Below are 26236 nucleotides of genomic sequence, written 5' to 3' on the forward strand. Positions count from 1 at the left end.
CGAAAGGCCGGCTTTCACGCCCGCTGCGGCTCGGGGTCCGGAGACATCCGGTGGCCTGTTGACTGCGGCGGGACGCCTGTCCAACCAAGGAACCATCATGATCGCCCAATCCGTCAAGGCCGAGGTCGTCGCGGCCAACGCCCGTGCCGCCAACGACACCGGCAGCCCCGAAGTGCAGGTCGCGCTGCTGACCGCCCGCATCAACGAGCTGACCCCCCATTTCAAGACCCATGCCAAGGACCACCACGGCCGCCGTGGCCTTCTGCGCATGGTGAGCCGCCGTCGCAAGCTGCTCGACTACCTCAAGTCCAAGGACGCCGACCGCTACCTTGCCCTGATCCAGAAGCTGGGCCTGCGCAAGTAAACGGCCTGGAACCGGCATGCAAGACGCCTGAGTTGGTTCGCTGGCTCGGGCGTTTTTTGCTTGCAGGTCCCGTGGGTTCGTTTTTTTGATACCGGAGCCTCGATCACAGAGCGAAGCTGTGTCATTCCAACCGGGCTGTGCGCCGAAAAGCGGCCAACGCCCAGTCCTGCTGGAATGGCATCGTGTTCTGGGTTGTTTCTCCGGATTCTGTGCAGAGAGACCTGCACGCCCCTGAATCCGCCAGGAGGCGGACGCTCTTAAAGGAGAAAAACCATGAGCATGTTCAACAAAGTCACCAAGACCTTCCAGTGGGGCTCCCACACGGTCACCATGGAAACCGGCGAGATCGCCCGCCAGTCCAGCGGCGCCGTGCTGCTCGACATGGACGGCACCGTGGTGCTGGCCACCGTCGTGGCCCGCAAGGAAGCCAAGGCCGGCCAGGACTTCTTCCCCCTGACCGTCGATTACCTCGAGAAGACCTACGCCGCCGGCAAGATCCCCGGCAGCTTCTTCAAGCGCGAAGGCCGCCCCAGCGAGTACGAGACCCTCACCAGCCGCCTGATCGACCGCCCGATCCGCCCGCTGTTCCCGGACGGCTTCTTCAACGAAGTGCAGGTGGTCATCCACACCGTGTCGCTCAACCCCGAAGTGGACGCCGACATCGCCGCCTTGATCGCTACCTCGGCCGCGCTGTCGGTCTCGGGCATCCCGTTCAACGGCCCCATCGGCGCCGCGCGCGTGGGCTACATCAACGGCCAGTACGTGCTCAACCCGGGCCAGACCGACCGCAAGAACAGCCAGATGGACCTCGTCGTCGCCGGCACGCAATCGGCCGTGCTGATGGTGGAGTCCGAAGCCGAGCAGTTGTCCGAAGACGTCATGCTGGGTGCCGTGGTGTTCGGCCACGAACAGGGTGCCATCGCCATCGCCGCCATCAACGACCTCGTGCGTGAAGCCGGCAAGCCCGAGTGGGACTGGCAGCCGCCGGCCAAGGACGAGCCGCTGATCGCCAAGGTCGAAGCCCTGGGCAAGGCCAAGCTCGAAGCCGCCTACCAGATCCGCAACAAGCAGGCCCGCACCCAGGCCTGCCGCGAGGCCTATGCCGCCGTGATGGACGGCCTGAAGGCCGAAGGCGTGGCGTTCGACGGCGTGGCGGTGGAAGGCCTGCTGTTCAACATCGAGGCCGCCATCGTGCGCGGCCAGATCCTGGCCGGCGAACCTCGCATCGACGGCCGCGACACCCGCACCGTGCGCCCCATCGAGATCCGCAACAGCGTGCTGCCGCGCACCCACGGCTCTGCCCTGTTCACCCGCGGCGAAACGCAGGCGTTGGTGGTGGCCACGCTGGGCACCGACCGCGACGCGCAGAAGATCGACGCGCTGGCCGGCGAGTACGACGACCGCTTCATGCTCCACTACAACATGCCGCCCTTCGCCACCGGTGAAACCGGCCGCGTGGGCAGTCCCAAGCGCCGCGAGATCGGTCATGGCCGCCTGGCCAAGCGTGCCCTGGTGGCCGCGCTGCCGAGCAAGGAAGACTTCCCCTACACCATTCGCGTGGTGTCCGAGATCACCGAGTCCAACGGTTCCTCGTCCATGGCCTCCGTCTGCGGTGGCTGCCTGGCGCTGATGGACGCCGGCGTGCCGATGAAGGCCCATGTGGCCGGTATCGCCATGGGATTGATCAAGGAAGGCAACCGCTTCGCGGTGCTGACCGACATCCTGGGCGACGAGGACCACCTGGGCGACATGGACTTCAAGGTGGCCGGCACCACCAACGGCGTGACCGCGCTGCAGATGGACATCAAGATCCAGGGCATCACCAAGGAAATCATGCAGGTCGCTCTGGCGCAGGCCAAGGAAGCGCGCATGCACATCCTGGGCAAGATGCAGGACGCGATGGGCGAGGCCCGCACCGAGGTCTCCAACTTCGCGCCCAAGCTCTTCACCATGAAGATCAACCCCGAGAAGATCCGTGACGTGATCGGCAAGGGTGGCGCGGTCATTCGCGCGCTGACCGAAGAGACCGGCACGCAGATCAACATCGACGAAGACGGCACCATCACCATCGCATCCACCGACTCGGCCAAGGCCGACGAGGCCAAGCGCCGCATCGAGCAGATCACCGCCGAAGTGGAAGTGGGCAAGGTCTATGAAGGCCCGGTCACCAAGATCCTGGACTTCGGCGCCCTGGTGAACCTGCTGCCCGGCAAGGATGGCCTGCTGCACATCAGCCAGATCGCGCACGAGCGCGTGGAAAAGGTCTCCGATTACCTGAGCGAAGGCCAGGTGGTGCGCGTCAAGGTGCTCGAAACCGACGAAAAAGGTCGCGTGAAGCTGTCCATGAAGGCCCTGGCCGAGCGCCCCGAGCCGTCGCAGCAGCCGCAAGCCTGAGACCGCTGGGATGCCGGGCATGCAAGCCGTTGAGATCAGCGCCTATGGTGCACCCGAGGTCCTGCGCCTGGCCGAACGGCCGGTGCCGGTCGCGGGCGCGGGTGAGCTGCTGATCCGCGTCAGTGCGTCGGGCGTGAACCGTCCCGACGTGCTGCAGCGCACCGGCAATTACCCGGTCCCGCCGGGTGCCTCGGACATCCCCGGTCTGGAGGTCGCTGGCGTCATCGAGTCCGGTGACGCCGCCGCTCTGGCCGAGGCGGGCCTGCGGGTGGGTGACCGCGTCTGTGCCCTGGTGGCCGGTGGCGGCTACGCGCAGTGGTGCGTGGCGCCCGTGGGTCAGTGCCTGCCGGTGCCGCAAGGCCTGGACGATGTGGCGGCGGCGGCCCTGCCTGAAACCTTCTTCACGGTCTGGAGCAATGTGTTCGACCGTGGTCGCCTGCAGCCGGGCGAGACCCTGCTGGTGCAGGGCGGCACCAGTGGCATCGGCGTGACCGCGATCCAGATGGCCAAGGCCTTGGGCGCACAGGTGATCGCCACGGCCGGCAGCGACGACAAATGCGCCGCCTGCCTGCGCCTGGGGGCAGACCATGCCATCAACTACCGCACGCACGACTTCGCCGCCGAAGTGGCGCGCCTGACGGAGCGCAAGGGCGTGGACGTCATTCTGGACATGGTGGCTGGCGCCTATGTGAGCCGCGAGGTCGAGTCGCTGGCCGAAGACGGCCGGCTCGTGATCATCGCGGTGCAGGGCGGCGTCAAGGCCGAGTTCAATGCCGGCCTGGTGCTGCGCCGGCGCCTCACGGTGACGGGGTCCACGCTGCGGCCACGCCCGGTGGCTTTCAAGGCGGCGATCGCGCGGTCCTTGCATCAGCACGTATGGCCGCTGCTGGCCCAGGGCCGGATCCAGCCGGTGATCCACCAGGTGTTCAATGCCGGTGATGCCGCCGCCGCGCACACCCTGATGGAATCGAATCAGCACATTGGCAAGCTGGTGCTGACCTGGTCCTGAACACACAGAGCACGGAGAGACGACTCGGCATGAAAAAACTGATCGCAGGCAACTGGAAGATGAACGGCTCGCTCGCCGGCAACGAGGCATTGGTTAAGGCCATGCTCGAGGGCCTGGGCGCCACCGCGCCGGCCGCCGACGTGGCGCTGTGCGCGAGCGCGCCCTACCTGCCGCAGTTGCAGGCCCTGTTGCAAGGCTCGCCCATCGCCTGGGGAGCGCAGGACGTGTCCAGCCACGAGCAGGGGGCCTACACCGGCGAGGTGTCCGCCGCCATGTTGCGCGACTTCGGTTGCCGCTACGTGATCGTCGGTCACTCCGAGCGCCGCCAGTACCACGGCGAAAGCGACGAGCTCGTGGCCACCAAGGCCCAGCGCGCGCTGGCGCTGGGCATCACGCCCATCGTCTGCGTGGGCGAAACCCTGGCCGAACGCGAAGCTGGCCAGACCGAACTGGTCGTCAAGCGTCAGCTCGCCGCGGTGATCCATGCCGTGGCCCACTGCACCAGCGAGATCGTGGTGGCCTACGAGCCGGTCTGGGCCATCGGCACCGGCAAGACCGCCACGCCCGAGCAGGCGCAGCAGGTGCATGCGGTGCTGCGCGCGCAGATCGCTGCCGCCACGCAGCACCCCGAGCGTGTGCACATCCTATATGGCGGCAGCATGAATGCGGCCAATGCCGCAAGCCTGCTGGCGCAACCCGACATCGACGGCGGGCTCATCGGCGGTGCCTCCCTGAAGGCGGCCGATTTCCTGCAGATCGTGAGCGCGGCACGCTGAACATTCCGCGCGCGCCCAGCGGCGCGTCAGTCACAGATTTCCCCGGAGCCAACATGAACATCTTCCTGAACCTTCTGCTTGTGATCCAGATCCTCTCGGCACTGGCCATGATCGGTCTCATCCTCATGCAGCATGGCAAAGGCGCCGACGCGGGCGCGGCCTTCGGCGGCGGCGGTGCGGGCTCGGCCAGCCTCTTCGGTGCCACCGGTGGCGCCAACTTCCTCTCCCGTACCACCGCGGTGCTGGCGGCGGTCTTCCTGGCCTGCACGCTGGGTCTGGCCTATTTCGGCAACCTGCGCACCGCACCCAGTTCGGGCAGCGTGCTCGAAGGCCTGCCCGCCGCCCCCGCGCAGCAGATTCCCGGCACCACGCCAGGCCAGGCGCCCGCCTCTGGTGCGGCCGCGCAGCCGGCCGCCGAAGGCGCGGCGCAGATCCCGGGCAAGTGAGCGATGCCTGAGCATGCGCGTGCTCACCGCAGGTGACACGCGATGCCGAAAATCCCCTGCTGCGCTGCAGAAAGCGCTCTTGTTTCAGGGTAAACTCTATGGGTTGTCAGCAAGGCTCGCACCTTTCCTCGCGGGCCCGGCAATGCAGACCCAAGCCGACGTGGTGAAATTGGTAGACACGCTATCTTGAGGGGGTAGTGGCGAAAGCTGTGCGAGTTCGAGTCTCGCCGTCGGCACCAATATTTGGAACACGGTCCCACGCCGTGTCAGCGGAATCGACCAAGATGAGCCTCGACCAATACCTTCCAGTATTCCTCTTCATCCTGGTCGGCATTGCGGTCGGGATCATCCCGCAGGTGCTCGGCTACATCCTCGGCCCGAACCTGCCCGACGCCGAAAAGAACTCCCCTTACGAATGCGGCTTCGAGGCCTTTGAAGACGCCCGCATGAAGTTCGATGTGCGCTACTACCTCGTGGCCATTCTCTTCATCCTCTTCGACCTTGAAATCGCTTTCCTCATTCCCTGGGCCGTGGCCTTCTCCGATATCGGCGCCACCGGCTTCATCGCGGGCGTGGTCTTCCTCGCCATCCTCACGGTGGGCTTCGCCTACGAGTGGAAAAAGGGCGCGTTGGACTGGGAATGAGTTTGTCGACGCAGGTCAGGCAGCAAGCGGCAGAACGCACTGGAGCGGTTCATGATTGAAGGCGTATTCAAGGAAGGTTTCGTCACCACCAGCTACGACTCGGTGGTGAACTGGGCCAAAACGGGCTCGCTGTGGCCCATGACCTTCGGCCTGGCGTGTTGCGCCGTGGAAATGATGCACGCGGCCGCGGCGCGCTACGACATCGGCCGCTTCGGTTCCGAGGTGTTCCGCGCCAGCCCCCGCCAGTCCGACCTGATGATCGTGGCCGGCACGCTGTGCAACAAGATGGCGCCGGCCTTGCGCAAGGTCTACGACCAGATGGCCGAGCCGCGCTGGGTGCTGTCCATGGGCTCGTGCGCCAATGGCGGCGGCTACTACCACTACAGCTACTCCGTGGTGCGGGGGTGCGACCGCATCGTGCCGGTGGACGTGTACGTGCCCGGCTGCCCGCCCACCGCCGAGGCCCTGCTGTACGGGATCATCCAGCTGCAGCAGAAGATCCGCCGCACCCACACCATTGCCCGGGCCTGAGCGCCTTGGCCACCAGCACCCGCTGCACGTCAACGGCCCTGAAAGAACGCTCATGACCGACACCGCCCAGACTCCCCACGCCGTCGAGCCGGACGCGCTGCAGAGCACGCTCGCCGCGCTGTTGGGCGAGCGCGCCCAGTCCATCACCGTCGTGCGCGGCGAGGTCACGCTCACCGTGCGTGCGGCCGACTACTACGCCGTCATGCAGACGCTGCGCGATGCGCCGCAGTCGCGTTTCGAACAGCTCATCGACCTCTGTGGCATGGACTACCAGGCCTATGGCGATGGCCGTTGGGAAGGCGCGCGCTTTGCCGCCGTGGTGCACCTGCTGTCGGTCACCCACAACCACCGCCTGCGCGTGCGCGCGTTCTGCCCCGAGGACGATTTCCCGGTGCTCGACTCCGTCACACCGCTCTGGGCCTCTGCCAACTGGTACGAGCGCGAAGCCTTCGATCTGTACGGCATCGTCTTCGATGGCCACGATGACCTGCGCCGCATCCTGACCGACTACGGCTTCATCGGTCACCCGTTCCGCAAGGACTTCCCGCTCTCGGGGCACGTGGAAATGCGCTACGACGCCGAGCGCCAGCGCGTGATCTACGAGCCGGTGACCATCGAGCCGCGCGAGATCACCCCGCGCATCATCCGCGAAGACAACTACGGCGGGCTGAAATGAACCACCCTCGCAGCGCTTCGCGCCACTCCCTCAAGGGGGCGATGCCAGCCTTCCGGCAAAGCCGCTCCGTAGGCATCCCTGTGCCGGACCGTGGCATGCGGCTTGGCCTCCGTGCCGTGGAACACTGATATGGCTGAAATCAAGAACTACACCCTGAACTTCGGTCCGCAGCACCCTGCCGCGCATGGCGTGCTGCGTCTGGTGCTGGAGCTCGATGGTGAGGTCGTGCAGCGCGCGGACCCGCACATCGGCCTGCTGCACCGCGCCACAGAAAAACTGGCCGAGCACAAGACGTTCATCCAGTCGCTGCCCTACATGGACCGCCTGGACTACGTCTCCATGATGTGCAACGAGCACGCCTACTGCCTGGCCATCGAGAAGCTGCTGGGCATCGATGTGCCGGTGCGTGCGCAGTACATCCGTGTGATGTTCTCGGAGATCACCCGCCTGCTCAACCACCTCATGTGGCTGGGCTCGCACGGCAACGACTGTGGCAGCTCCACCATCTTGATCTACGCGTTCCGCGAGCGCGAGGACCTGTTCGACATGTACGAGGCGGTGTCTGGTGCCCGCATGCACGCCGCCTACTTCCGCCCGGGGGGCGTGTACCGCGACCTGCCGGCCAGCATGCCGCAGTACCGTGCGAGCAAGGTGCGCAACGCGCGCGGCGTGGCGCAGCTCAACGAGAACCGCCAGGGCTCGCTGCTGGATTTCATCGAGGACTTCACCCAGCGCTTCCCGGTTTATCTCGACGAATACCATACGCTGTTGACTGACAACCGCATCTGGAAGCAGCGCACCGTGGGCATTGGCGTGGTCACGCCCGAGCGTGCGCTCAACCTGGGGTTGACCGGCCCGATGCTGCGCGGCTCCGGCATCGCCTGGGACCTGCGCAAGAAGCAGCCCTACGACGTCTACAGCCAGATGGACTTCGACATCCCCGTTGGCAAGACGGGCGACTGCTACGACCGCTATCTCGTTCGCATGGAAGAGATGAAGCAGTCCAACCGCATCATTGCCCAGTGCGTGCAGTGGCTGCGTGCCAACCCTGGTCCGGTCATCACCGAGAACCACAAGGTCGCGCCACCCGCGCGTGAGGCCATGAAGGCCAACATGGAAGAGCTGATCCACCACTTCAAGCTCTTCACCGAAGGTTTCCACGTGCCCGAGGGCGAGGCCTACGCGGCCGTCGAACACCCCAAGGGCGAGTTCGGCATCTACCTGGTGAGTGACGGTGCGAACAAGCCGTACCGCCTGAAGATCCGCGCCCCGGGATTTGCTCACCTCGCCACCATGGACGAGATGGCGCGAGGCCACATGCTGGCCGACGCGGTGGCCATCATCGGCACCATGGACATCGTTTTCGGGGAGATCGATCGATGAGCACCACCGCCACGCCCGTGAGCTTTTCCGAAGCCACCATCCGCCGGTTCGACCGCGAGGTCGCCAAGTACCCCGACGAGCAGCGCCAGTCGGCCGTGATGGCCTGCCTGTCGATCATCCAGCAGGAGCAGGGCCATGTGAGCACGGCCGCGGAAGCCGCGCTGGCCGAGTACCTGCGCATGGAGCCGATCGCGGTGCACGAGGTCACCACGTTCTACAACATGTACAACCAGCAGCCGGTGGGCAAGTACAAGCTCAACGTGTGCACCAACCTGCCTTGCCAGTTGCGGGACGGGCAGAAGGCACTGCACCACCTGGAGAAGAAGCTGGGCATCGGCATGGGCGAGACCACGGCCGATGGCCTGTTCACCCTGCAGCAGAGCGAATGCCTGGGTGCCTGCGCCGATTCGCCGGTGATGCTGGTGAACGACCGCCACATGTGCAGCTTCATGAGCAACGAAAAGCTCGATCAGCTCGTCGACGGCCTGCGTGCCGCGGAGGGTCAGGCATGAACGCCCAGCAGATCATCAGCCAGTTCGCCGCCACCGGCGTGCAGACCTGCTTCCATGGCAGGCACATCGATCCCCAGATCTACGCCGGCCTGGACGGCCGCAACTGGTCGATCAAGGACTACGAAGCGCGCGGCGGCTACCAGGCGCTGCGCAAGATCCTCGGCAAGACCGGCGATGGCGCGGAAGGGCTGACGCAGGACCAGGTGATCGCCACCGTCAAGGAGTCCGCGCTGCGCGGGCGCGGCGGCGCGGGTTTTCCCAGCGGCCTGAAGTGGAGCTTCATGCCCCGTCAGTTCCCGGGTCAGAAGTACCTGGTCTGCAATTCGGACGAAGGCGAGCCGGGCACCTGCAAGGACCGCGACATCCTCATGTTCAACCCGCACATCGTCATCGAAGGCATGGCGATCGCGGCGTACGCCATGGGCATCACGGTGGGGTACAACTACATCCACGGCGAGATCTTCGAGGTCTATGAGCGCTTCGAGGCCGCGCTGGAAGAGGCGAGGGCGGCCGGTTACCTGGGCGACCGCATCCTGGGTTCGGATTTCTCCTTCCAGCTCCACGGCCACCACGGTTTTGGTGCCTACATCTGCGGCGAGGAAACCGCGCTGCTCGAATCGCTGGAAGGCAAGAAGGGCCAGCCGCGCTTCAAGCCACCGTTCCCGGCCAGCTTCGGCCTCTACGGCAAGCCCACCACCATCAACAACACCGAGACTTTCGCGGCGGTGCCTTGGATCATCCGCAACGGCGGCCAGGCCTACCTGGAGTGCGGCAAGCCCAACAACGGCGGCACCAAGATCTTCTCGGTCAGCGGCGACGTCGAGTTGCCTGGCAACTACGAGATTCCGCTGGGCACGCCCTTCTCCAAACTGCTGGAACTCGCGGGCGGCGTGCGCAAGGGCCGCACGCTCAAGGCGGTGATTCCCGGCGGCTCGTCGGCGCCGGTGCTGCCCGCGCACATCATGATGGAGTGCACGATGGACTACGACTCCATCGCCAAGGCCGGCTCCATGCTGGGCTCGGGCGCCGTCATCGTGATGGACGATTCGCGCGACATGGTGGAGTCGCTCAAGCGCCTCTCCTATTTCTACATGCACGAGTCCTGCGGCCAGTGCACGCCCTGCCGTGAAGGCACGGGCTGGCTCTGGCGCATGGTGGACCGCATCGACAACGGCCAGGGCAAGGCCAGCGACATGGCGTTGCTCGACAACGTGGCCGAGAACATCATGGGTCGCACCATCTGCGCCCTGGGCGACGCCGCCGCCATGCCGGTGCGCGCCATGATCAAGCACTTCCGCCACGAGTTCGAGGCCAAGATCGCCGCCGCCAGCTCGACGGCCAAGGCAGCCTGAACACAAGAAGCAGCAGCAACACCATGGTTGAAATCGAACTCGACGGCAAGAAGGTGGAAGTGCCCCCGGGCAGCATGGTCATGCATGCGGCCGAGAAGGCGGGCACCTACATCCCGCATTTCTGCTACCACAAGAAGCTCTCCATCGCGGCCAATTGCCGCATGTGCCTGGTTGACGTGGAGAAGGCGCCCAAGCCCATGCCGGCCTGTGCCACGCCAGTCACGCAGGGCATGATCGTGCGCACCCAGAGCGACAAGGCCGTCAAGGCCCAGAAGTCGGTCATGGAGTTCCTGCTGATCAACCACCCGCTGGACTGCCCGATCTGCGACCAGGGCGGCGAGTGCCAGTTGCAGGATCTGGCCGTGGGCTACGGTGGTTCCGGCTCGCGCTATGAAGAAGAGAAGCGCGTCGTCTTCCACAAGAACGTCGGCCCGCTCATCTCCATGGAGGAAATGAGCCGCTGCATCCACTGCACCCGTTGCGTGCGCTTCGGCCAGGAAGTGGCCGGCGTGATGGAACTGGGCATGATCCACCGTGGTGAGCATTCGGAAATCACCACCGTCGTCGGTGACACCGTGGACTCCGAACTCTCGGGCAACATGATCGACATCTGCCCGGTCGGCGCGCTCACCAGCAAGCCCTTCCGCTACAGCGCGCGCACCTGGGAACTCTCGCGCCGCAAGAGCGTGAGCCCGCACGACTCCACCGGCGCCAACCTGATCGTGCAGGTCAAGAACAACAGCGTCATGCGCGTGCTGCCGCTGGAGAACGAGGCCGTCAACGAATGCTGGATCGCCGACCGCGACCGCTTCTCCTACGAAGCCCTGTCCAGTGACGACCGCCTCACTGCGCCCATGCTGAAGCAGGGCGGTGAATGGAAGACCGTGGACTGGCAGACCGCACTGGAGTACGTGGCCAATGGCCTGCGCCAGGTCAAGGCCGAACATGGCGCCAACGCCATTGGCGTGCTGGCCAGCCCGCACAGCACGCTGGAAGAACTGGCCCTGGCCGGCGCCCTGGTGCGCGGACTGGGCAGCCAGAACATCGATGCCCGTCTGCGCCAGGCCGACTTCGCCAACACCGCGCCCGCCGGCTCGGCGCGCTGGCTCGGCCTGCCTGTCGCCGCGCTCTCCACGCTGCAGCGCGTGCTGGTGGTGGGCTCCAACCTGCGCAAGGACCATCCGCTGTTCGCGCAGCGCATCCGCCAGGCGCAGCGCAAGGGCGCGCAGGTCCATGTGCTCAACGCCGTGGCGCAGGACTGGGCCATGCCGCTGAAGAACGTCGTGCTGGCCGACAGTGCCGTCTGGGTGTCCGCGCTGGCCGGCATCGCCGCCGCCGTGGCGGCCGAGAAGGGCGTTGCCGCACCCGCGAATGCTGAAGTCAGCGACGCTCACCGCGCGGTGGCCAAGTCGCTGCTGGGTGGTGAGCAGAAGGCCATCCTGCTGGGCAATGCCGCGGCCCACCACGCCAAGGCGTCCAGCCTGCTCGCACTGGCCAACTGGATCGCGGAGCAGACCGGTGCCAGCGTTGGCTACCTCGGTGAGGCCGCCAACACCGTGGGCGCGCAACTCGTTGGCGCGCTGCCAGGGCCGGGCGGGCTCGACGCCGGTCGCATGCTGGGTGGCGCCCTCAAGGCCGCGATCCTGCTGCACACCGAGCCCGCGCAGGACTCCGCTGCGGGCGCTGCCGGCCTGGACAAGGCCGGCATGGTCGTCACGCTCAGCGCCTTCAAGGCCAACCTGGACGTGAGCGACGTGCTGCTGCCCGTGGCGCCGTTCACCGAAACCTCCGGCTCCTTCGTCAACGCTGAAGGCCGCCTGCAGAGCTTCCACGCCGTGGTTCGCCCCCTGGGCGAGACGCGACCGGCCTGGAAGGTGCTGCGCGTGCTGGGCAACCTGCTGGAACTGCCGGGCTTCGACGCCGACTCCTCGCAGGCCGTGCTCGCCGCCGCGCTGCCAGGTGTGGCCTCCGGCGCGCTGGTCGATGCCGCGCGCCTGAACAACGCCAGCACGGCCGCCATCGATCTGGCCCCCGCCACCGGTGCAACCCCCTGCGTGGCCAGCATCTACCAGCTGGACGGCCTGGTGCGTCGCGCCACCTCGCTGCAATTGACCGCCGATGCGCGCAGCAACGCCAGCGCCGCGGAAGGAGCCACCGCATGATCGATGCGATGTACAACGGCGGCCTCGGCCTGATCGCCGCCCCCTGGTGGACCGGCGCCGCCTGGCCCGTGATCTGGGCCCTGATCAAGATCGTGGCCGTGCTCGCTCCGCTGATGGGCGCCGTGGCCTACCTCACGCTCTGGGAGCGCAAGCTGCTGGGCTGGATGCAGGTGCGCCATGGCCCCAACCGCGTGGGCCCCTTTGGCCTGCTGCAGCCGATCGCCGATGCGCTCAAGCTGCTGACCAAGGAACTGATCCGCCCCAGCGCAGCGAGCAACGGCCTGTTCCGCCTCGGCCCGGTCATGGCCATCATGCCGGCTCTGGCCGCCTGGGTGGCCATTCCCTTCGGTCCGGAAGCCATCATCGCCAACGTCAACGCCGGGCTGCTGGTCATCCTGGCGATCACCTCCATCGAGGTGTACGGCGTCATCATTGCCGGCTGGGCTTCGAACTCCAAGTACGCCTTCCTCGGTGCCCTGCGGGCGTCGGCCCAGATGGTGAGCTACGAGATCGCCATCGGCTTCTGCTTCCTGGTGGTCGTCATGACCGCCGGCAGCCTGCACCTGGGTGAAATCGTTGCCTCCCAGGCGCGGGGCATGGGGGCCGACATGGGTCTGGGCTTCCTGTCCTGGAACTGGCTGCCCCTGCTGCCCATCTTCGTGGTCTACCTGATCTCCGGCGTCGCCGAGACCAACCGGCATCCGTTCGACGTCGTGGAAGGCGAGGCCGAAATCGTGGCCGGCCACATGGTCGAGTACTCCGGCATGGGCTTCGCCATCTTCTTCCTGGCCGAGTACGCCAGCATGTGGCTGGTGTCCGCGCTGGCCGCGCTGATGTTCCTCGGCGGCTGGCTCTCACCCATCGCCGCGCTGGACTTCATCCCCGGCTGGATCTGGCTGGGCATCAAGACCTGCGTCGTGGTGTCCATGTTCATCTGGATCCGCGCCACCTTCCCGCGCTTCCGCTACGACCAGATCATGCGTCTGGGCTGGAAGATCTTCATTCCCGTGACGCTCATCTGGCTGCTGCTCGTCGGCGCTCTGATGCAGACCTCGTGGAACCTCTGGAAATAAGCAGGGCGAACGACCATGTCATCCACCACGGCCAACCCCTCCGTCGTCGCGCCGTTCTCGTTCCGCGACTTCCTCAACAGTTTCCTGCTGGTCGAACTGCTCAAGGGCATGGCCCTGACCGGCCGCTACGCGTTCAAGCGCAAGGTCACTGTGCAGTTCCCCGAGGAAAAGACACCGCTGTCGCCGCGCTTCCGTGGTCTGCATGCGCTGCGCCGCTACGAAAACGGCGAAGAGCGCTGCATCGCCTGCAAGCTCTGCGAGGCCGTCTGCCCGGCCATGGCCATCACCATCGAATCCGATGTGCGCGACGACGGCACCCGCCGCACCACGCGCTACGACATCGACCTGACCAAGTGCATCTTCTGCGGCTTCTGCGAAGAAAGCTGCCCGGTGGACTCCATCGTCGAGACGCACATCTTCGAGTACCACGGCGAGAAACGTGGGGATCTGTACTTCACCAAGGAAATGCTGCTGGCCGTGGGCGACCGCTACGAACCCGAGATCGCAGCCGCGCGCGCGGCCGACGCCCCCTACCGCTGATGGAGGTCTGGCGTTGAGCGTTCGGCGTTCATCGTGACCCCACTTCTTCCCGCTCAACGTTCAACGCTCAACGCCGAACCAAGACATGGACTACCAGACCGGCTTCTTCTACCTGTTCGCGGCGGTGCTGCTGTACGCGGCCTACCGCGTGGTCACCGCGCGCAACCCGGTGCACGCGGTGCTCCATCTCATGCTGGCGTTCTCGCAGGCGGCCGCGCTGTGGCTGCTGCTCAAGGCCGAGTTCCTGGGCATCACCCTGGTGCTGGTCTACCTGGGCGCGGTGATGGTGCTGTTCCTGTTCGTGGTGATGATGCTCGACATCAACATCGACTCGGTGCGCAAGGGCTTCTGGCGCCACTTTCCCCTGGCCGCCGTGCTGGGCGGACTGGTCGCCGCCGAACTGATCGCCGTGCTGTGGGTGGGCTTTCCCGCGATCTCCGGCGGCGCGGTCGCTGCCGCCGACACGGCATCGCGCTCCAACACGCACGAGCTGGGCGTCCTGCTTTACACCGAATACCTCTACCCGATCGAAATCGCCGCCGTGATCCTGCTGGTGGCGATGATCGCCGCCATCGCGCTGACGCTGCGCCAGCGCAAGGACAGCAAGGCCATCAACCCCGGCCTGCAGGTCCACGTGCGTGCCAAGGACCGCCTGGTGGTGGTGCCCATGGCCGCCACGCAGAAGGCTCCCCCCGCCGCTGCCGCGGCCAACGCCGCCGAGGAGGGCAAGGCATGATGAGTCTCTCACTGGGTCACTTCCTCTCCGTCGGCGCGATCCTGTTCGCGCTCTCGGTGGTCGGCATCTTCCTCAACCGCAAGAACCTCATCGTTCTGCTCATGGCCATCGAGCTCATGCTGCTGGCGGTGAACATGAACTTCGTGGCCTTCTCGCACTACCTGGGCGACATGCATGGCCAGGTGTTCGTCTTCTTCATCCTGACCGTGGCCGCCGCCGAGTCGGCCATTGGCCTGGCCATCCTCGTGCTGTTGTTCCGCAACCGCTCCTCGATCAGTGTCGAGGACCTCAACGCCCTCAAGGGTTGACCGAGGCCAGGGCCCACCACAAGCGAACTCAGGCAAGAACGAACCCATGAGCACCACCCTCTCCGCAAGCACCCTGCTCGCCGTACCGCTGGCCCCGCTGGTCGGGTCCGCGCTGGCCGGCATCCTGGGCACCACCTTCGGCGGCAACCTCATCGGCCGCCGTGCCTCGCACACCCTCACCATCCTGGGCGTGCTGGTCGCCTTCATCCTGTCCGCGTCCACACTCAAGAGCGTGGCGCTGGACGGCGCCCGCTTCAACGAAACCATCTACACCTGGATGGTGGTGGGTGGTCTCAAGATGGAGGTCGGCTTCCTGGTCGACGGCCTGACGGCCATGATGATGGTGGTCGTCACCTTCGTCTCGCTCATGGTGCACCTCTACACCATCGGCTACATGGAAGAAGACGAAGGCTACAACCGCTTCTTCGCCTACATCTCGCTGTTCACCTTCTCCATGCTCATGCTGGTCATGAGCAACAACCTGCTGCAGCTCTTCTTCGGCTGGGAGGCCGTGGGTCTGGTGTCCTACCTGCTGATCGGTTTCTGGTTCAAGAAACCCACGGCGATCTTCGCCAACATGAAGGCCTTCCTGGTCAACCGTGTGGGCGACTTCGGCTTCATCCTCGGCATCGGCCTCATCGTCGCCTATGCCGGCACCATGAACTACACCGAGGTGTTCGCCAAGTCGGGCGAACTCGGCAAGCTGGGCTTCCCGGGCACCGACTGGATGCTCATCACCGTGATCTGCATCTGTCTCTTCATCGGCGCCATGGGCAAGAGCGCGCAGTTCCCCCTGCACGTCTGGCTACCCGACTCGATGGAAGGCCCGACACCCATCTCCGCGCTGATCCATGCGGCTACCATGGTCACGGCCGGCATCTTCATGGTCGCGCGCATGTCGCCGCTGTTCGAACTCTCGGACACGGCGCTCAACTTCATCATGGTCATCGGTGCCATCACCGCGCTGTTCATGGGCTTCCTGGGCATCATCCAGAACGACATCAAGCGCGTGGTGGCCTACTCCACGCTCTCCCAGCTCGGCTACATGACCGTTGCGCTCGGCGCCTCGGCCTACTCCGTCGCCGTGTTCCACCTCATGACGCACGCCTTCTTCAAGGCGCTGCTGTTCCTCGCGGCGGGCTCGGTCATCATGGGCCTGCACCACAACCAGGACATCCGCTGGATGGGCGGCGTGCGCAAGTACATGCCCATCACCTGGATCACCTCGCTGCTGGGCACGCTGGCACTCATCGGCACCCCGCTGTTCTCGGGCTTCTACTCCAAGGACAGCATCATCGAAGCGGTGCACTTCAGCCACCTGCCGGCCGCCGGTTTCGCGCACTTCGCCGTCCTCGCCGGTGTGTTCGTCACGTCCTTCTATTCGTTCCGCCTCTACTTCCTGGTGTTCCACGGCAAGGAGCGCTACGACCAGAACCCGGACGCGCACCACCACGGCGACGACCACCACGACGACCATGGCCATCATGGCGACGGCAAGCCGCACGAAACTCCCTGGGTCGTCACCGTGCCGCTGCTGCTGCTGGCCATCCCGTCGGTGGTCATCGGCTACATGACGATCCAGCCCATGCTGTTCGGCGACTTCCTCAAGGACGCCATCTTCATCGACAGCGCCGCCCACCCGGCGCTGGCCAAGTTCGCCGAGATGTTCCACGGCCCGCTGGCCATGGCGCTGCACGCCTTCTCCACGGCGCCGTTCTACCTGGCGCTGGCGGGCGCCGTGACCGCCTGGTACATGTACCTGATCAATCCGGCGGTGCCGGCCGCCATTGGCCGCGCTCTGCGCCCGATCGTGGTGGTGCTGGAGAACAAGTACTACCTGGACTGGTTCAACGAGAACGTGCTCGCGCGCGCTGCCCGTGGCCTGGGCATCGGTTTCTGGAAAGGTGGCGACCGCGGCGTGATCGAGGCGGGCGTCGTCAACGCGAGCTGGAAGATCGTGGGCGCGGTGTCCTCGGTGGTGCGCCGCGCGCAGACCGGCTACCTCTACCACTACGCGCTCATGATGATCGTGGGCGTGCTGCTGTTCATGACGTACTTCGTGTGGCTCGCCAAATAAGAGGAACAACAAGATGGGTTTGCTGAGCCTTGCAATCTGGACGCCGATCTTCTTCGGTGTCGTGCTGCTCGCCCTGGGCCGCGACGAACACGCGCCCATGGTGCGCTGGATCGCCCTGGTGGGCGCGCTGGCCGGACTGGCCGTGACGGTGCCGCTCTACACCGGCTTCGAGCTGGGCACGGCGGCCATGCAGTTCGTCGAGCGCGGCGCCTGGATCGACACCTTCAACGTCTACTACCACCTCGGCGTGGACGGCATCTCGCTCTGGCTGGTGCTGCTGACCGCGTTCACCAACGTGGTGGTGGTCGTGGCAAGCTGGGAGTCCATCACCTCGCGCGTCAACCAGTACATGGGCGCGTTCCTGATCCTCTCCGGCCTGATGATCGGTGTCTTCTCCGCTCAGGACGCGATGCTGTTCTACGTGTTCTTCGAAGCCACGCTGATCCCGATGTACCTCATCATCGGCATCTGGGGCGGGCCGAACAAGATCTACGCTGCGTTCAAGTTCTTTCTGTACACGCTCATGGGCTCGCTGCTCATGCTGGTGGCGCTGATCTACCTCTACACCCAGTCCGGAGGCAGCTTCGCGCTGGCCGACTGGTACAAGCTGCCGTTGAGCGGCACCGCGCAGACGCTGCTCTTCTTCGCCTTCTTCGCCGCCTTCGCCGTGAAGGTGCCGATGTGGCCGGTGCACACCTGGCTGCCCGACGTGCACGTCGAGGCCCCCACCGGCGGCTCCGCCGTGCTGGCGGCCATCATGCTCAAGCTGGGTGCCTACGGCTTCCTGCGCTTCTCGCTGCCCATCGTGCCCGACGCCTCCCACCAGTGGGCCTGGCTGATGATCACGCTGTCTCTCGTCGCGGTGATCTACGTCGGCCTCGTGGCCCTGGTTCAGCAGGACATGAAGAAGCTCGTGGCGTACTCCTCGGTGGCGCACATGGGCTTCGTCACCCTGGGTTTCTTCATCTTCAGCGACCTCGGCGTCTCCGGTGCCATCATCCAGATGATTGCCCACGGCTTCGTCTCGGCCGCCATGTTCCTGTGCATCGGCGTGCTCTACGACCGCGTCCACTCGCGTGAAATCGCCGACTACGGCGGTGTGGTCAACACCATGCCCAACTTCGCCGCCTTCGCGCTGCTTTTCACCATGGCCAACTGCGGCCTGCCGGGCACCGCCGGTTTCGTCGGTGAGTGGATGGTGATCCTCGCCGCGGTCAAGGCCAACTTCTGGATCGGCCTGCTGGCGGCCACCGCCCTGATCTTCGGCGCCGCCTACTCGCTGTGGATGTTCAAGCGCGTCTACCTGGGCGCCATTGGCAACGACAACGTGCGGGCCCTGCTCGACATCAACGCCCGCGAATTCCTGGTGCTGGCGGTGCTGGCCCTGGCCGTGCTCTACATGGGCATCTACCCCAAGCCCTTCACCGACGTGATGGATGCGTCCGTGGCCGAACTGCTGCGCCACGTGGCCGTCTCCAAACTGAACTAAGGCCAAGCTACACATGATCGACAAGCTCAGCTGGGTTGCGGCATACCCTGAAATTCTTCTGCTGACGATGGCCTGCGTGATCGCGCTGGTCGATCTGGCCGTGAAGTCGCCGCTGCGCGGCGCCACCTACGGACTCACGCTGCTCACACTGGCCGTGGTGGCCCTGCTGCTGGGCATGGCCGGTTCCTCGGGCACCACCATCGTCGGCTTCGGCGGCATGATCGTGAGCGACCCCATGGGCAACTGGCTCAAGTGCTTCGCCAGCATCGCCATGATGGTCACGCTCGTCTATGGCCGCGGCTACGCCGGCCAGCGCGACATGCTGCGTGGCGGCGAGATGTTCAGCCTGTCCATGCTGGCGCTGCTGGGCATGTTCGTCATGATCTCCGGCCACAACTTCCTGGTGATCTACCTCGGCCTGGAACTGCTCACGCTGTCCAGCTACGCGCTGGTGGCCCTGCGCCGCGACGACCTGCCCGCCACCGAAGCCGCCATGAAGTACTTCGTGCTCGGCGCGCTGGCCAGCGGCTTCCTGCTCTACGGCCTGTCCATGGTCTACGGCGCCACCGGCTCGCTGGACGTGACCGAAGTGCTCAAGGCCATCGCCGGCGGCGAGGCCACGCTCAAGGGATCGTCCCAGGTGCTCACGCTGGGCCTGGTGTTCGTGGTGGCCGGGCTGGCCTTCAAGCTCGGCGTGGTGCCTTTCCATATGTGGGTGCCCGACGTCTACCACGGTGCGCCCACCGCCGTCACGCTCATGATCGGCGGCGCGCCCAAGCTGGCCGCTTTCGCCATCGTCATTCGCCTGCTGGTCGAAGGCCTGGCGCCGCTCGCGGTGGACTGGCAGCAGATGCTGGCCGTGCTGGCGGTGCTCTCGCTGCTGGTGGGCAACCTCGCCGCCATCGCTCAGACCAACCTCAAGCGCATGCTGGCCTTCTCCACCATCGCGCAGATGGGCTTCATGTTGCTCGGCCTGCTGGCCGGCGTGGTGCAAGGCGCGGCCGGCCTGGACGGCGGCAACATGGCCAACGCCTACGCCTCTTCCATGTTCTACGTGGTGACGTACGTGCTCACCACGCTGGGCACCTTCGGCGTCATCCTGCTGCTCTCGCGCAATGGTTTCGAGTCCGAGAACATCGCCGACCTCGCCGGCCTGAACCAGCGCAGCCCGCTCTACGCCGGCATCATGGCCGTGTGCATGTTCTCGTTGGCTGGCGTGCCGCCCCTGGTGGGCTTCTACGCCAAGCTGGCGGTGCTGCAGGCGCTGCTCGCCGCGCCGGGTGCTTTCTACGTGGGCCTGGCGGTGTTCGCCGTCGTCATGTCCCTGATCGGGGCCTTCTACTACCTGCGCCTGATCAAGGTCATGTACTTCGACGCCCCCACCCAGACCGCGCCCATCGAGGCCGGCAACGACGTGCGCTCCGTGCTCTCCATCAACGGCGCGCTGGTGCTGGTGCTCGGCATCGTGCCCGGTGGTTTGATGGCGCTGTGCGCGCAGGCGGTGAGCCAGCTCTTCGTCTGACCCGCTGAACTCACCGCGGGCGGACGGCTCACACCTCCATGTCGCATTCGTTTTCCGTCACGCTTGTCCTGCTGGCCGCTTTCATCGCGGCCAACCTGCCTTTCCTCAACGAGCGCTGGCTCGCCGTGTGGCCGCGCCGCGCGCCCAAGGCGCTGTGGATGCGTCTGGTGGAGCTGCTGGTGCTCTATGCCCTGGTCGGTGCGCTGGGCCTGGCGCTGGAACAGTCGGCCGGCCAGATCGCCCCCCAGGGCTGGGAGTTCTACGCCGTCACCGGTTCGCTGTTCCTGACGCTGGCCTTCCCCGGCTTCGTCTACCGCTACCTCTACCGCCGCAACCGATGAGCGCCAGTCCGGCCGACGACAGCCACCTGCGGGAAACGCCCGTGTCGCGCACCGAGCTGCTGCGCGGCCACTTCCTGCACGTGGTGCGCGACACGGTGCGTCTGCCCGATGGTGGACAGGCCACGCGCGAATACGTGCTGCACCCCGGTGCTGTCATGGTCATCGGCCTGCTCGACGACGGCCGCGTGGTGCTGGAGCGCCAGTTCCGCCACCCCATGCAGGCGGTCATGATCGAATTTCCCGCCGGCAAGCTCGATGCCGGTGAAGACAGCCTCGCCTGCGCGCAGCGCGAGCTGCTCGAAGAAACCGGCTATAGCGCGCGCGAATGGGCCTTTGCCGGCCGGCTCGCACCCACCATCGCCTACTCCGACGAAGTCATCGACATCTGGTTCGCGCGCGGCCTCACCGCTGGCGACCGGCGCCTGGACGATGGCGAGTTTCTCGACGTCTTCGCCGCCTCGCCCGCCGAGCTGCATGCCTGGTGTTTTGGCGGTCAGGTCATCGACTGCAAGACCCTGATCGGTTCCATGTGGCTGCAGAATGTGCAGCGCGGCGAATGGCCTCTGACCTGGCGGGCGGCCTCCCCCTTGCCGAATGGCGGAAAATCCGGCGCATGAAGGTCCTCAACCTGCAATGTGCCCACCAGCACGAGTTCGAAGGCTGGTTCGCCTCTGAAGACGACTACGCCAGCCAGCTCGCGCGAGGCCTGCTGTCCTGCCCGATGTGCGGTGACGAGCACGTCGAGAAAAAACTCTCCGCGCCACGTCTGAACCTGCGCACCGGCCGGGGCGACGAAACCGCCGCCAGCGGTGGCACCGTCGCGCTCAGCAACCACGCCACCAACCCCGAACTCGCGGCGCTGCAGGCCCGCATGCTCCAGGCCCTGCGTGAAGTCATGGCCAACACCGAAGACGTCGGCGACCGCTTTGCCGCCGAAGCACGCGCCATGCACCATGGCGAAACCGAACACCGCCAGATCCGCGGCCAGGCCAGCGCCCGCGAAGCCCTCGAACTGCTGGAAGAGGGCATAGACGTGGTCCCGCTGCCCATGATTCCCGCCACGAAGGAAACCCTTCAATAGGGGGGTGTGGCCCCCACGCTCCGCCGCTTCGCGGGTCGCTGCCCCCCGAGGGGGCTGACCCCGCCTTGGGAGCGGCCCGGCGGCGGGGTCGGTGGCCCCCACGCTCCGCCGCTGCGCGGGTCGCTGCCCCCACGCCTCACCACAGCGAGCGCAGCGAGGCGTCTCAGCCCAGAGATGCCGAGGGTCCGGCTCCGCCGGCCCAAGGCATCGTCCCCCCTCCCAGCGCCGAAGGCGCGTCAGAGAGGGGGGAAGCCGCGCAGCGGCGCAGGGGGGTGCTGCCAGCCTATGGATACAAGCCGCGCAAGTCCCGCGCATGCAGGATGCGCTTGCATGCCACGATGAAGGTGGCGGTGCGCAGGCTCACCTTGTTCTCGTCCGCCACCTGCCACACGGCAGCGAAGGCTTCTTTCATGATCTTCACCAGGCGGGCGTTGATTTCGTCCTCGCTCCAGAAGAAGCTGGAGAAGTCCTGCACCCATTCGAAGTAGCTCACCGTCACGCCGCCCGCGTTGGCGATCACGTCGGGCAGCACCAGCACGTTGCGCTCGCGCAGGATGTCGTCGGCCTGCGGCGTGGTCGGTCCGTTGGCCCCTTCGATCACCATGCGCGCCTGGATGCGGGCCGCGTTCGCTTCGGTGATCTGCGCCTCCAGTGCGGCGGGGATCAGGATGTCGCAGGGCACGCTCCAGAAGGCGTCGTTGGCGATGACTTCGGCGCCGGGGAAGCCCGCCACCGAACCCTGCCGAGCCACGTGCGCCAGGAGCGCCGGCACGTCCAGCCCAGCTTCCCGGTAGATGGTGCCGCCGTGGTCCTGCACGGCCACAACCTTCGCGCCGGCCTCGGCAAACAGCTTGCCCGCCACGCCGCCCACGTTGCCGAAGCCCTGCACGGCCACACGGGCGCCCGCCACTTCCAGCCCGATGCGGCGAGCCGCTTCCACGCCCACGGTGAACACACCGCGGCCCGTGGCTTCGCGCCGGCCCAGCGAACCGCCCAGGTCCACCGGCTTGCCGGTGACCACGCCGGTGGCCGTGGCGCCTTCGTTCATCGAATACGTGTCCATCATCCAGGCCATCACCTGTTCATTGGTGTTCACGTCCGGTGCCGGAATGTCCTTGGTGGGCCCGATGATGATGCCGATCTCGCTGGTGTAGCGGCGCGTCACACGCTCCAGTTCGCCTTGCGTGAGCTGGCGCGGATCCACGCGGATGCCCCCCTTTGCGCCGCCGTACGGCACGTTCACTGCCGCGTTCTTGATCGACATCCAGGCCGAGAGCGCCATCACCTCGGAGAGCGTCACGTCCTGGTGGAAACGCACGCCGCCCTTGCCCGGGCCGCGCGAGGTGTTGTGCTGCACGCGGTAGCCCTCGAAGTGGGCCACGCTGCCGTTGTCCAGGTGGATGGGCACGTCCACGATCAGCGTGCGCTTGGGGCGCTTGAGGGTGTCCACCCAGCGCGCCAGCTTGCCCAGGTAGGGTGTGACGCGGTCCACCTGCTGCAGATAAATGCCCCACGGCCCCAGGTGCTGGGGGTCCAGATAGGAGGGCAGGGCCTGTGTGAAAACGGCCGGGGCGCTGGTGGCGCCACCGGCCTGCGGTTGCGGTGCTTGTGACATGTTGCGGGGTTCCTTGTGGGTGCTTTGGCCCAGGGTCCGAGCCAGGCCGAGAGCTTACGAAGCCCGCCCGCAACTGTCCAAGGCCAGGTTGCCATGCCGTCATGCATTCGGCGCATGACCGGCCGGCGCATGCGCGTTCAGGCCGTGAACTGCAGAGCGGCCAGGCGCGCATACACGCCACCGGCCGCCACCAGCGTCTGGTGCGTTCCCTGTTCCACCAGCCGGCCGTGTTCCAGCACCACGATGTGGTCGGCCTGCTGCACCGTGGCCAGCCGGTGCGCGATCACCAGCGTGGTTCGGTCCTTCATGGCCGACTCCAGCGCGGCCTGCACCATGCGTTCGCTCTGCGCATCGAGGGCGCTGGTGGCTTCGTCCAGCAGCAGCAACGGCGGGTTCTTGAGCATGGCCCGTGCGATGGCGATGCGCTGGCGCTGCCCACCCGAGAGGCGCACACCGCGTTCGCCCAGGAAGGTGCCATACCCTTCAGGCAGCTTCTCGATGAACTCGTCGGCGAACGCCGCCTTCGCCGCCGCGCGCACCTCCTCGTCGCTGGCGCCGGGGCGGCCATAGCGGATGTTCTCCAGCGCGCTGGTTGAGAAAATCACCGGGTCTTGCGGCACGATGCCGATGCGCTCGCGCAGCGCCTGCAGGGCCAGCCGCTGGATCGGCACGCCGTCGAGCAGGATGCGGCCTTGCGCCGGGTCGTAGTAGCGCAGCAGCAGGCCAAACACAGTGCTCTTGCCCGCGCCACTGGGCCCCACCAGCGCCACCGTGCGGCCTGGCTGCACCGCCAGGGAAAAACCGCTGAGTGCCGCCTGCGCCGGGCGCGACGGGTAGTGGAACGTGACGTCCTCGAACGCGAGTGCGCTGCCACCCTGCGGCGCGCTCGCCTGCAGCGGCTGCGCCGGTGACTGCACCGGCGACTCCAGCGTCAGCAACTCCATCAGCCGCTCGCTCGCGCCCGCCGCGCGCAGCAGGTCGCCGTACACCTCGCCCAGCACCGCCACCGCGCTGGCCAGGATGATCACGTACAGCACCGTCTGCCCCAGGTGCCCAGGGCTGATGGTGCCGGCCAGCACCGCCTGCGTGCCCTGGTACAGGCCCCAGAGCAGCAGCGCCGCCGTGCTGATGATGATGAACGCCACCAGCACCGAACGCGCCTTGGTGCGCCGCACCGCCGCCTCGAAGGCGAAGCGCGTGGAGTCCGCGAAGCGCGCCGCCTCGCGGTCTTCCGCGGTGTAGCTCTGCACGATGGGAATGGCGTTGAGCACCTCGGCCGCGATCGCGCTGGAGTCCGCCACGCGGTCCTGGCTGGCGCGCGAGAGGCGGCGCACCCGGCGGCCAAACCACATGCTGGGCAGCACCACCAGCACCAGGATCAACAGCACCTGCGTCATCACATACGGGTTGGTCCACACCAGCATCACCAGCGCGCCCAGACCCATCACCCCATTGCGCAAGCCCATCGAGAGCGACGACCCCACCACCGTCTGCACCAGCGTCGTGTCCGTCGTCAGCCGTGAGAGCACCTCGCCGGTTTGCGTGGTCTCGAAGAACTGCGGGCTCTGCCGCAGCACATGGCTGTAGACCGCGTTGCGCAGGTCCGCTGTCACGCGCTCGCCCAGCCAGCTCACCAGGTAGAAGCGCGCCGCCGAGAACAGCCCCAGCGCCACCGCCACGGCAAACAGCAAGGCGAAGTGCTCGCGCAGCGCCATCACCTGCTCGCCGCGCCCGGCCGGTGCGAGGCCCTGGTCGATCAGCGTGCGCAATGCCAGCGGAAACAGCAACGTGGCCACGGCGGCCAGCACCAGGAACAGAAGAGCCAGCGCGATCTGCAGGCGGTAGGGCCGCAGGAACGGCAGCAGGCCACCGAGGGACGTGGGAGTGGTTGCGGTGGGCCGGGCGGGGAGGGTAGAGGCTGGCATTGCAGCAATTCAGGTTACAAACGAAACTAAAATGAGCTACTTTGTTTTAATTCAACAACTCGAGGAGAACCCGTGGAGCCAGTGAAATCGTCTGCCATGCCGGCCGCTTCGCAGCCGCCATCCCCCAACCAGCTCGGGGTGGCCAGCCAGCGCCTGCCCATCCGGTTCACCGGTTCGGGCAGTGCGTATTTCCGCATCTGGGCCGTCGATCTGCTGCTGATCGTGCTGACGCTCTCACTCTACCTGCCTTTCGCGCGCGCCCGGCGGCTGGCCTACTTTCACAGCCACACCCTGGTGGGGCGCGACCCCCTGAGCTTCCACGCCAACCCCTGGCAGATGTTCCGCGCCCACCTCCTGCTCTTGCTGCTTGGCGGCGCGCTGTGGGCCGTGACCCACCTGTGGCCCTCACTGAATGGCCCGTCGATCCTGCTGGCCCTGGCGCTCTGGCCCTGGATGATGCATGCCGCCCTGCGCTTTCGCATGGCACACACCCACTGGCGCGGCCTGCCGATGGGCTTCATCGGCAGCCTGAGTGGCATCTACGGCAGCTTCTGGCCGCTGGCGGTGCCGCTGGTGCCTGCGGCCGTGGCCCTCACACTCATCATGGGTCTCGACAAGGTGAACGACCCGCTGAGTCCTTCGCTCTTCGGGCCAGGCGCCTTGTTTCTGTTCGCCATGGGCGTCGCGGGCCTCATGCTGCCGTGGGTGGGGCTGCGCTTCATGCGCTACGTCCAGTCCGGTTACACGTACGGGCAGGAGCGCACGCACATGAACCTCGCTGCCGGCGCCTTCTACGCGTTCTCGTTCAAGGTCGTCGTCTACGCCATGCTGGCGCTGGTGCTGCTGGGCATGGTCCTCTGGGGTGTGGCATGGTGGTGGCCCCACCGCGGCTATCTCCTGCTGCTGCTCGTCGTGCTCGTCAACGGCGTGTTGCCCGCGCTGGTCTGGCCCTACATATTGGCGAGGCGGCAGAACATGGTCTGGTCGAACACGCGCTCGCAGCGTGTGCGCTTCGAGAGCCAGTTGCGTTTCCCCGCGCTCCTGCGTCTCACCTTGGGCAACCTGCTCCTGGTCCTGTTGACCCTCGGCCTCTACTGGCCCGTTGCCCGCATCCGCACCACCCGCATGCGCCTGGAGGCCGTGAGCGTGGAGATCACCGGTGAGGTGGGTGGTGCTGCGCTGGCCACATCCACGCCCGACGCCTGGGCCGATGGCGCGGTCCACATGCTGGGCGTCGACATCGGCATCTGAAGCGCACACGCGGCCCAGGCACCGGCACC

Annotated in this window: 25 protein-coding genes and 1 tRNA gene; 24 read left to right on the top strand and 2 right to left on the bottom strand. The window is 66.4% G+C overall.

The window, feature by feature from the left end; genetic code table 11:
• Positions 1 to 97 precede the first annotated feature (97 nt).
• The 23 genes from rpsO (at position 98) to KIT53_RS07470 (ending at position 21416) form a co-directional block, all read left to right on the top strand.
• The gene (gene rpsO / locus KIT53_RS07360; RefSeq protein ID WP_297749901.1) at positions 98 to 364 is read left to right on the top strand and encodes a 30S ribosomal protein S15; all 267 of its coding nucleotides are present in this window, start codon (positions 98 to 100) and stop codon (positions 362 to 364) included.
• A 273-nt stretch (positions 365 to 637) separates the two neighbouring features.
• The gene (gene pnp, locus KIT53_RS07365) at positions 638 to 2758 is read left to right on the top strand and encodes a polyribonucleotide nucleotidyltransferase (protein ID WP_297749903.1); all 2121 of its coding nucleotides are present in this window, start codon (positions 638 to 640) and stop codon (positions 2756 to 2758) included.
• 19 nt (positions 2759 to 2777) lie between these two features.
• Positions 2778 to 3767 (top strand): NAD(P)H-quinone oxidoreductase, encoded by a 990-nt coding sequence (locus KIT53_RS07370; protein WP_297749905.1) that lies wholly within the window; start codon positions 2778 to 2780, stop codon positions 3765 to 3767.
• 29 nt (positions 3768 to 3796) lie between these two features.
• Entirely contained in the window at positions 3797 to 4543 is a 747-nt protein-coding gene (gene tpiA, locus KIT53_RS07375; RefSeq protein ID WP_297749907.1) for a triose-phosphate isomerase, read from the top strand.
• 53 nt (positions 4544 to 4596) lie between these two features.
• Positions 4597 to 4989 (top strand): preprotein translocase subunit SecG, encoded by a 393-nt coding sequence (secG, locus tag KIT53_RS07380; protein ID WP_297749909.1) that lies wholly within the window; start codon positions 4597 to 4599, stop codon positions 4987 to 4989.
• Positions 4990 to 5143: 154 nt separating this feature from the next.
• Positions 5144 to 5228, top strand: a tRNA-Leu gene (locus tag KIT53_RS07385).
• Between the two features lie 45 nt (positions 5229 to 5273).
• The gene (locus KIT53_RS07390) at positions 5274 to 5633 is read left to right on the top strand and encodes an NADH-quinone oxidoreductase subunit A (RefSeq protein ID WP_297749911.1); all 360 of its coding nucleotides are present in this window, start codon (positions 5274 to 5276) and stop codon (positions 5631 to 5633) included.
• Between the two features lie 51 nt (positions 5634 to 5684).
• On the top strand, positions 5685 to 6164 hold the full coding sequence (locus KIT53_RS07395) for an NADH-quinone oxidoreductase subunit B (protein ID WP_066270388.1): 480 nt from the start codon (positions 5685 to 5687) through the stop codon (positions 6162 to 6164).
• A gap of 52 nt (positions 6165 to 6216) precedes the next feature.
• A complete protein-coding gene (locus KIT53_RS07400; RefSeq protein ID WP_297749913.1) occupies positions 6217 to 6840 on the top strand; it encodes an NADH-quinone oxidoreductase subunit C in 624 nt (207 codons plus the stop codon).
• A gap of 129 nt (positions 6841 to 6969) precedes the next feature.
• Positions 6970 to 8223 carry an NADH-quinone oxidoreductase subunit D gene (locus KIT53_RS07405; RefSeq protein WP_297749915.1) on the top strand — a complete coding sequence of 418 codons (1254 nt, stop codon included), beginning with the start codon at positions 6970 to 6972 and terminating at the stop codon, positions 8221 to 8223.
• Positions 8220 to 8735: an NADH-quinone oxidoreductase subunit NuoE gene (gene nuoE / locus KIT53_RS07410; RefSeq protein ID WP_297749917.1), complete on the top strand. Its 516-nt coding sequence runs from the start codon at positions 8220 to 8222 to the stop codon at positions 8733 to 8735. Before KIT53_RS07405 ends, nuoE begins: the two co-directional genes overlap by 4 nt.
• Complete coding sequence (gene nuoF / locus KIT53_RS07415) at positions 8732 to 10087, top strand: NADH-quinone oxidoreductase subunit NuoF (RefSeq protein ID WP_297749919.1); 1356 nt, start codon at positions 8732 to 8734, stop codon at positions 10085 to 10087. The genes nuoE and nuoF overlap by 4 nt, the downstream gene beginning before the upstream one ends.
• 23 nt (positions 10088 to 10110) lie before the next feature.
• Positions 10111 to 12249, top strand: coding sequence for an NADH-quinone oxidoreductase subunit NuoG (gene nuoG / locus KIT53_RS07420; protein WP_297749921.1), 2139 nt, complete (start codon positions 10111 to 10113; stop codon positions 12247 to 12249).
• A complete protein-coding gene (gene nuoH / locus KIT53_RS07425; protein WP_297749924.1) occupies positions 12246 to 13322 on the top strand; it encodes an NADH-quinone oxidoreductase subunit NuoH in 1077 nt (358 codons plus the stop codon). Before nuoG ends, nuoH begins: the two co-directional genes overlap by 4 nt.
• A 15-nt stretch (positions 13323 to 13337) precedes the next feature.
• On the top strand, positions 13338 to 13862 hold the full coding sequence (gene nuoI / locus KIT53_RS07430; RefSeq protein ID WP_297749927.1) for an NADH-quinone oxidoreductase subunit NuoI: 525 nt from the start codon (positions 13338 to 13340) through the stop codon (positions 13860 to 13862).
• Between the two features lie 85 nt (positions 13863 to 13947).
• Positions 13948 to 14598 carry an NADH-quinone oxidoreductase subunit J gene (locus tag KIT53_RS07435; RefSeq protein ID WP_297749930.1) on the top strand — a complete coding sequence of 217 codons (651 nt, stop codon included), beginning with the start codon at positions 13948 to 13950 and terminating at the stop codon, positions 14596 to 14598.
• Positions 14598 to 14906 (top strand): NADH-quinone oxidoreductase subunit NuoK, encoded by a 309-nt coding sequence (gene nuoK, locus KIT53_RS07440; protein ID WP_297750274.1) that lies wholly within the window; start codon positions 14598 to 14600, stop codon positions 14904 to 14906. Before KIT53_RS07435 ends, nuoK begins: the two co-directional genes overlap by 1 nt.
• A gap of 46 nt (positions 14907 to 14952) precedes the next feature.
• Complete coding sequence (nuoL, locus tag KIT53_RS07445; protein WP_297749938.1) at positions 14953 to 16983, top strand: NADH-quinone oxidoreductase subunit L; 2031 nt, start codon at positions 14953 to 14955, stop codon at positions 16981 to 16983.
• A gap of 13 nt (positions 16984 to 16996) precedes the next feature.
• Positions 16997 to 18472 (top strand): NADH-quinone oxidoreductase subunit M, encoded by a 1476-nt coding sequence (locus KIT53_RS07450; protein ID WP_297749940.1) that lies wholly within the window; start codon positions 16997 to 16999, stop codon positions 18470 to 18472.
• Positions 18473 to 18485: 13 nt separating this feature from the next.
• Positions 18486 to 19994 (top strand): NADH-quinone oxidoreductase subunit NuoN, encoded by a 1509-nt coding sequence (gene nuoN, locus KIT53_RS07455; RefSeq protein WP_297749942.1) that lies wholly within the window; start codon positions 18486 to 18488, stop codon positions 19992 to 19994.
• A gap of 38 nt (positions 19995 to 20032) precedes the next feature.
• Positions 20033 to 20335, top strand: coding sequence for a DUF2818 family protein (locus KIT53_RS07460; protein WP_297749945.1), 303 nt, complete (start codon positions 20033 to 20035; stop codon positions 20333 to 20335).
• On the top strand, positions 20332 to 20952 hold the full coding sequence (locus KIT53_RS07465; protein WP_297749949.1) for an NUDIX hydrolase: 621 nt from the start codon (positions 20332 to 20334) through the stop codon (positions 20950 to 20952). Before KIT53_RS07460 ends, KIT53_RS07465 begins: the two co-directional genes overlap by 4 nt.
• The gene (locus KIT53_RS07470; RefSeq protein ID WP_297749953.1) at positions 20949 to 21416 is read left to right on the top strand and encodes a DUF1178 family protein; all 468 of its coding nucleotides are present in this window, start codon (positions 20949 to 20951) and stop codon (positions 21414 to 21416) included. The genes KIT53_RS07465 and KIT53_RS07470 overlap by 4 nt, the downstream gene beginning before the upstream one ends.
• 283 nt (positions 21417 to 21699) lie before the next feature.
• Here KIT53_RS07470 and KIT53_RS07475 read toward each other — a convergent pair whose 3' ends face one another.
• Together KIT53_RS07475 and KIT53_RS07480 are read right to left on the bottom strand one after the other, a co-directional pair.
• Positions 21700 to 23031 (bottom strand): Glu/Leu/Phe/Val dehydrogenase, encoded by a 1332-nt coding sequence (locus tag KIT53_RS07475; RefSeq protein ID WP_297749956.1) that lies wholly within the window; start codon positions 23029 to 23031, stop codon positions 21700 to 21702.
• Positions 23032 to 23168: 137 nt separating this feature from the next.
• On the bottom strand, positions 23169 to 24956 hold the full coding sequence (locus KIT53_RS07480) for an ABC transporter transmembrane domain-containing protein (protein WP_297749959.1): 1788 nt from the start codon (positions 24954 to 24956) through the stop codon (positions 23169 to 23171).
• An 81-nt stretch (positions 24957 to 25037) separates the two neighbouring features.
• Between KIT53_RS07480 and KIT53_RS07485 the strand changes: the two genes are divergently transcribed.
• The gene (locus tag KIT53_RS07485) at positions 25038 to 26207 is read left to right on the top strand and encodes a DUF898 family protein (protein ID WP_297749962.1); all 1170 of its coding nucleotides are present in this window, start codon (positions 25038 to 25040) and stop codon (positions 26205 to 26207) included.
• Positions 26208 to 26236: the final 29 nt, after the last annotated feature.

Origin of the sequence: Hydrogenophaga sp. (genome assembly GCF_026125785.1) — a bacterium.
Classification (GTDB): domain Bacteria; phylum Pseudomonadota; class Gammaproteobacteria; order Burkholderiales; family Burkholderiaceae_C; genus Hydrogenophaga.

Bases quoted from the DNA above. Each gene is read 5' to 3' on its own strand.
- rpsO (WP_297749901.1), top strand. From the start codon at position 98: ATGATCGCCCAATCCGTCAAGGCCGAGGTCGTCGCGGCCAACGCCCGT.
- pnp (WP_297749903.1), top strand. From the start codon at position 638: ATGAGCATGTTCAACAAAGTCACCAAGACCTTCCAGTGGGGCTCCCAC.
- KIT53_RS07370 (WP_297749905.1), top strand. From the start codon at position 2,778: ATGCAAGCCGTTGAGATCAGCGCCTATGGTGCACCCGAGGTCCTGCGC.
- tpiA (WP_297749907.1), top strand. From the start codon at position 3,797: ATGAAAAAACTGATCGCAGGCAACTGGAAGATGAACGGCTCGCTCGCC.
- secG (WP_297749909.1), top strand. From the start codon at position 4,597: ATGAACATCTTCCTGAACCTTCTGCTTGTGATCCAGATCCTCTCGGCA.
- KIT53_RS07390 (WP_297749911.1), top strand. From the start codon at position 5,274: ATGAGCCTCGACCAATACCTTCCAGTATTCCTCTTCATCCTGGTCGGC.
- KIT53_RS07395 (WP_066270388.1), top strand. From the start codon at position 5,685: ATGATTGAAGGCGTATTCAAGGAAGGTTTCGTCACCACCAGCTACGAC.
- KIT53_RS07400 (WP_297749913.1), top strand. From the start codon at position 6,217: ATGACCGACACCGCCCAGACTCCCCACGCCGTCGAGCCGGACGCGCTG.
- KIT53_RS07405 (WP_297749915.1), top strand. From the start codon at position 6,970: ATGGCTGAAATCAAGAACTACACCCTGAACTTCGGTCCGCAGCACCCT.
- nuoE (WP_297749917.1), top strand. From the start codon at position 8,220: ATGAGCACCACCGCCACGCCCGTGAGCTTTTCCGAAGCCACCATCCGC.
- nuoF (WP_297749919.1), top strand. From the start codon at position 8,732: ATGAACGCCCAGCAGATCATCAGCCAGTTCGCCGCCACCGGCGTGCAG.
- nuoG (WP_297749921.1), top strand. From the start codon at position 10,111: ATGGTTGAAATCGAACTCGACGGCAAGAAGGTGGAAGTGCCCCCGGGC.
- nuoH (WP_297749924.1), top strand. From the start codon at position 12,246: ATGATCGATGCGATGTACAACGGCGGCCTCGGCCTGATCGCCGCCCCC.
- nuoI (WP_297749927.1), top strand. From the start codon at position 13,338: ATGTCATCCACCACGGCCAACCCCTCCGTCGTCGCGCCGTTCTCGTTC.
- KIT53_RS07435 (WP_297749930.1), top strand. From the start codon at position 13,948: ATGGACTACCAGACCGGCTTCTTCTACCTGTTCGCGGCGGTGCTGCTG.
- nuoK (WP_297750274.1), top strand. From the start codon at position 14,598: ATGAGTCTCTCACTGGGTCACTTCCTCTCCGTCGGCGCGATCCTGTTC.
- nuoL (WP_297749938.1), top strand. From the start codon at position 14,953: ATGAGCACCACCCTCTCCGCAAGCACCCTGCTCGCCGTACCGCTGGCC.
- KIT53_RS07450 (WP_297749940.1), top strand. From the start codon at position 16,997: ATGGGTTTGCTGAGCCTTGCAATCTGGACGCCGATCTTCTTCGGTGTC.
- nuoN (WP_297749942.1), top strand. From the start codon at position 18,486: ATGATCGACAAGCTCAGCTGGGTTGCGGCATACCCTGAAATTCTTCTG.
- KIT53_RS07460 (WP_297749945.1), top strand. From the start codon at position 20,033: ATGTCGCATTCGTTTTCCGTCACGCTTGTCCTGCTGGCCGCTTTCATC.
- KIT53_RS07465 (WP_297749949.1), top strand. From the start codon at position 20,332: ATGAGCGCCAGTCCGGCCGACGACAGCCACCTGCGGGAAACGCCCGTG.
- KIT53_RS07470 (WP_297749953.1), top strand. From the start codon at position 20,949: ATGAAGGTCCTCAACCTGCAATGTGCCCACCAGCACGAGTTCGAAGGC.
- KIT53_RS07475 (WP_297749956.1), bottom strand. From the start codon at position 23,031: ATGTCACAAGCACCGCAACCGCAGGCCGGTGGCGCCACCAGCGCCCCG.
- KIT53_RS07480 (WP_297749959.1), bottom strand. From the start codon at position 24,956: ATGCCAGCCTCTACCCTCCCCGCCCGGCCCACCGCAACCACTCCCACG.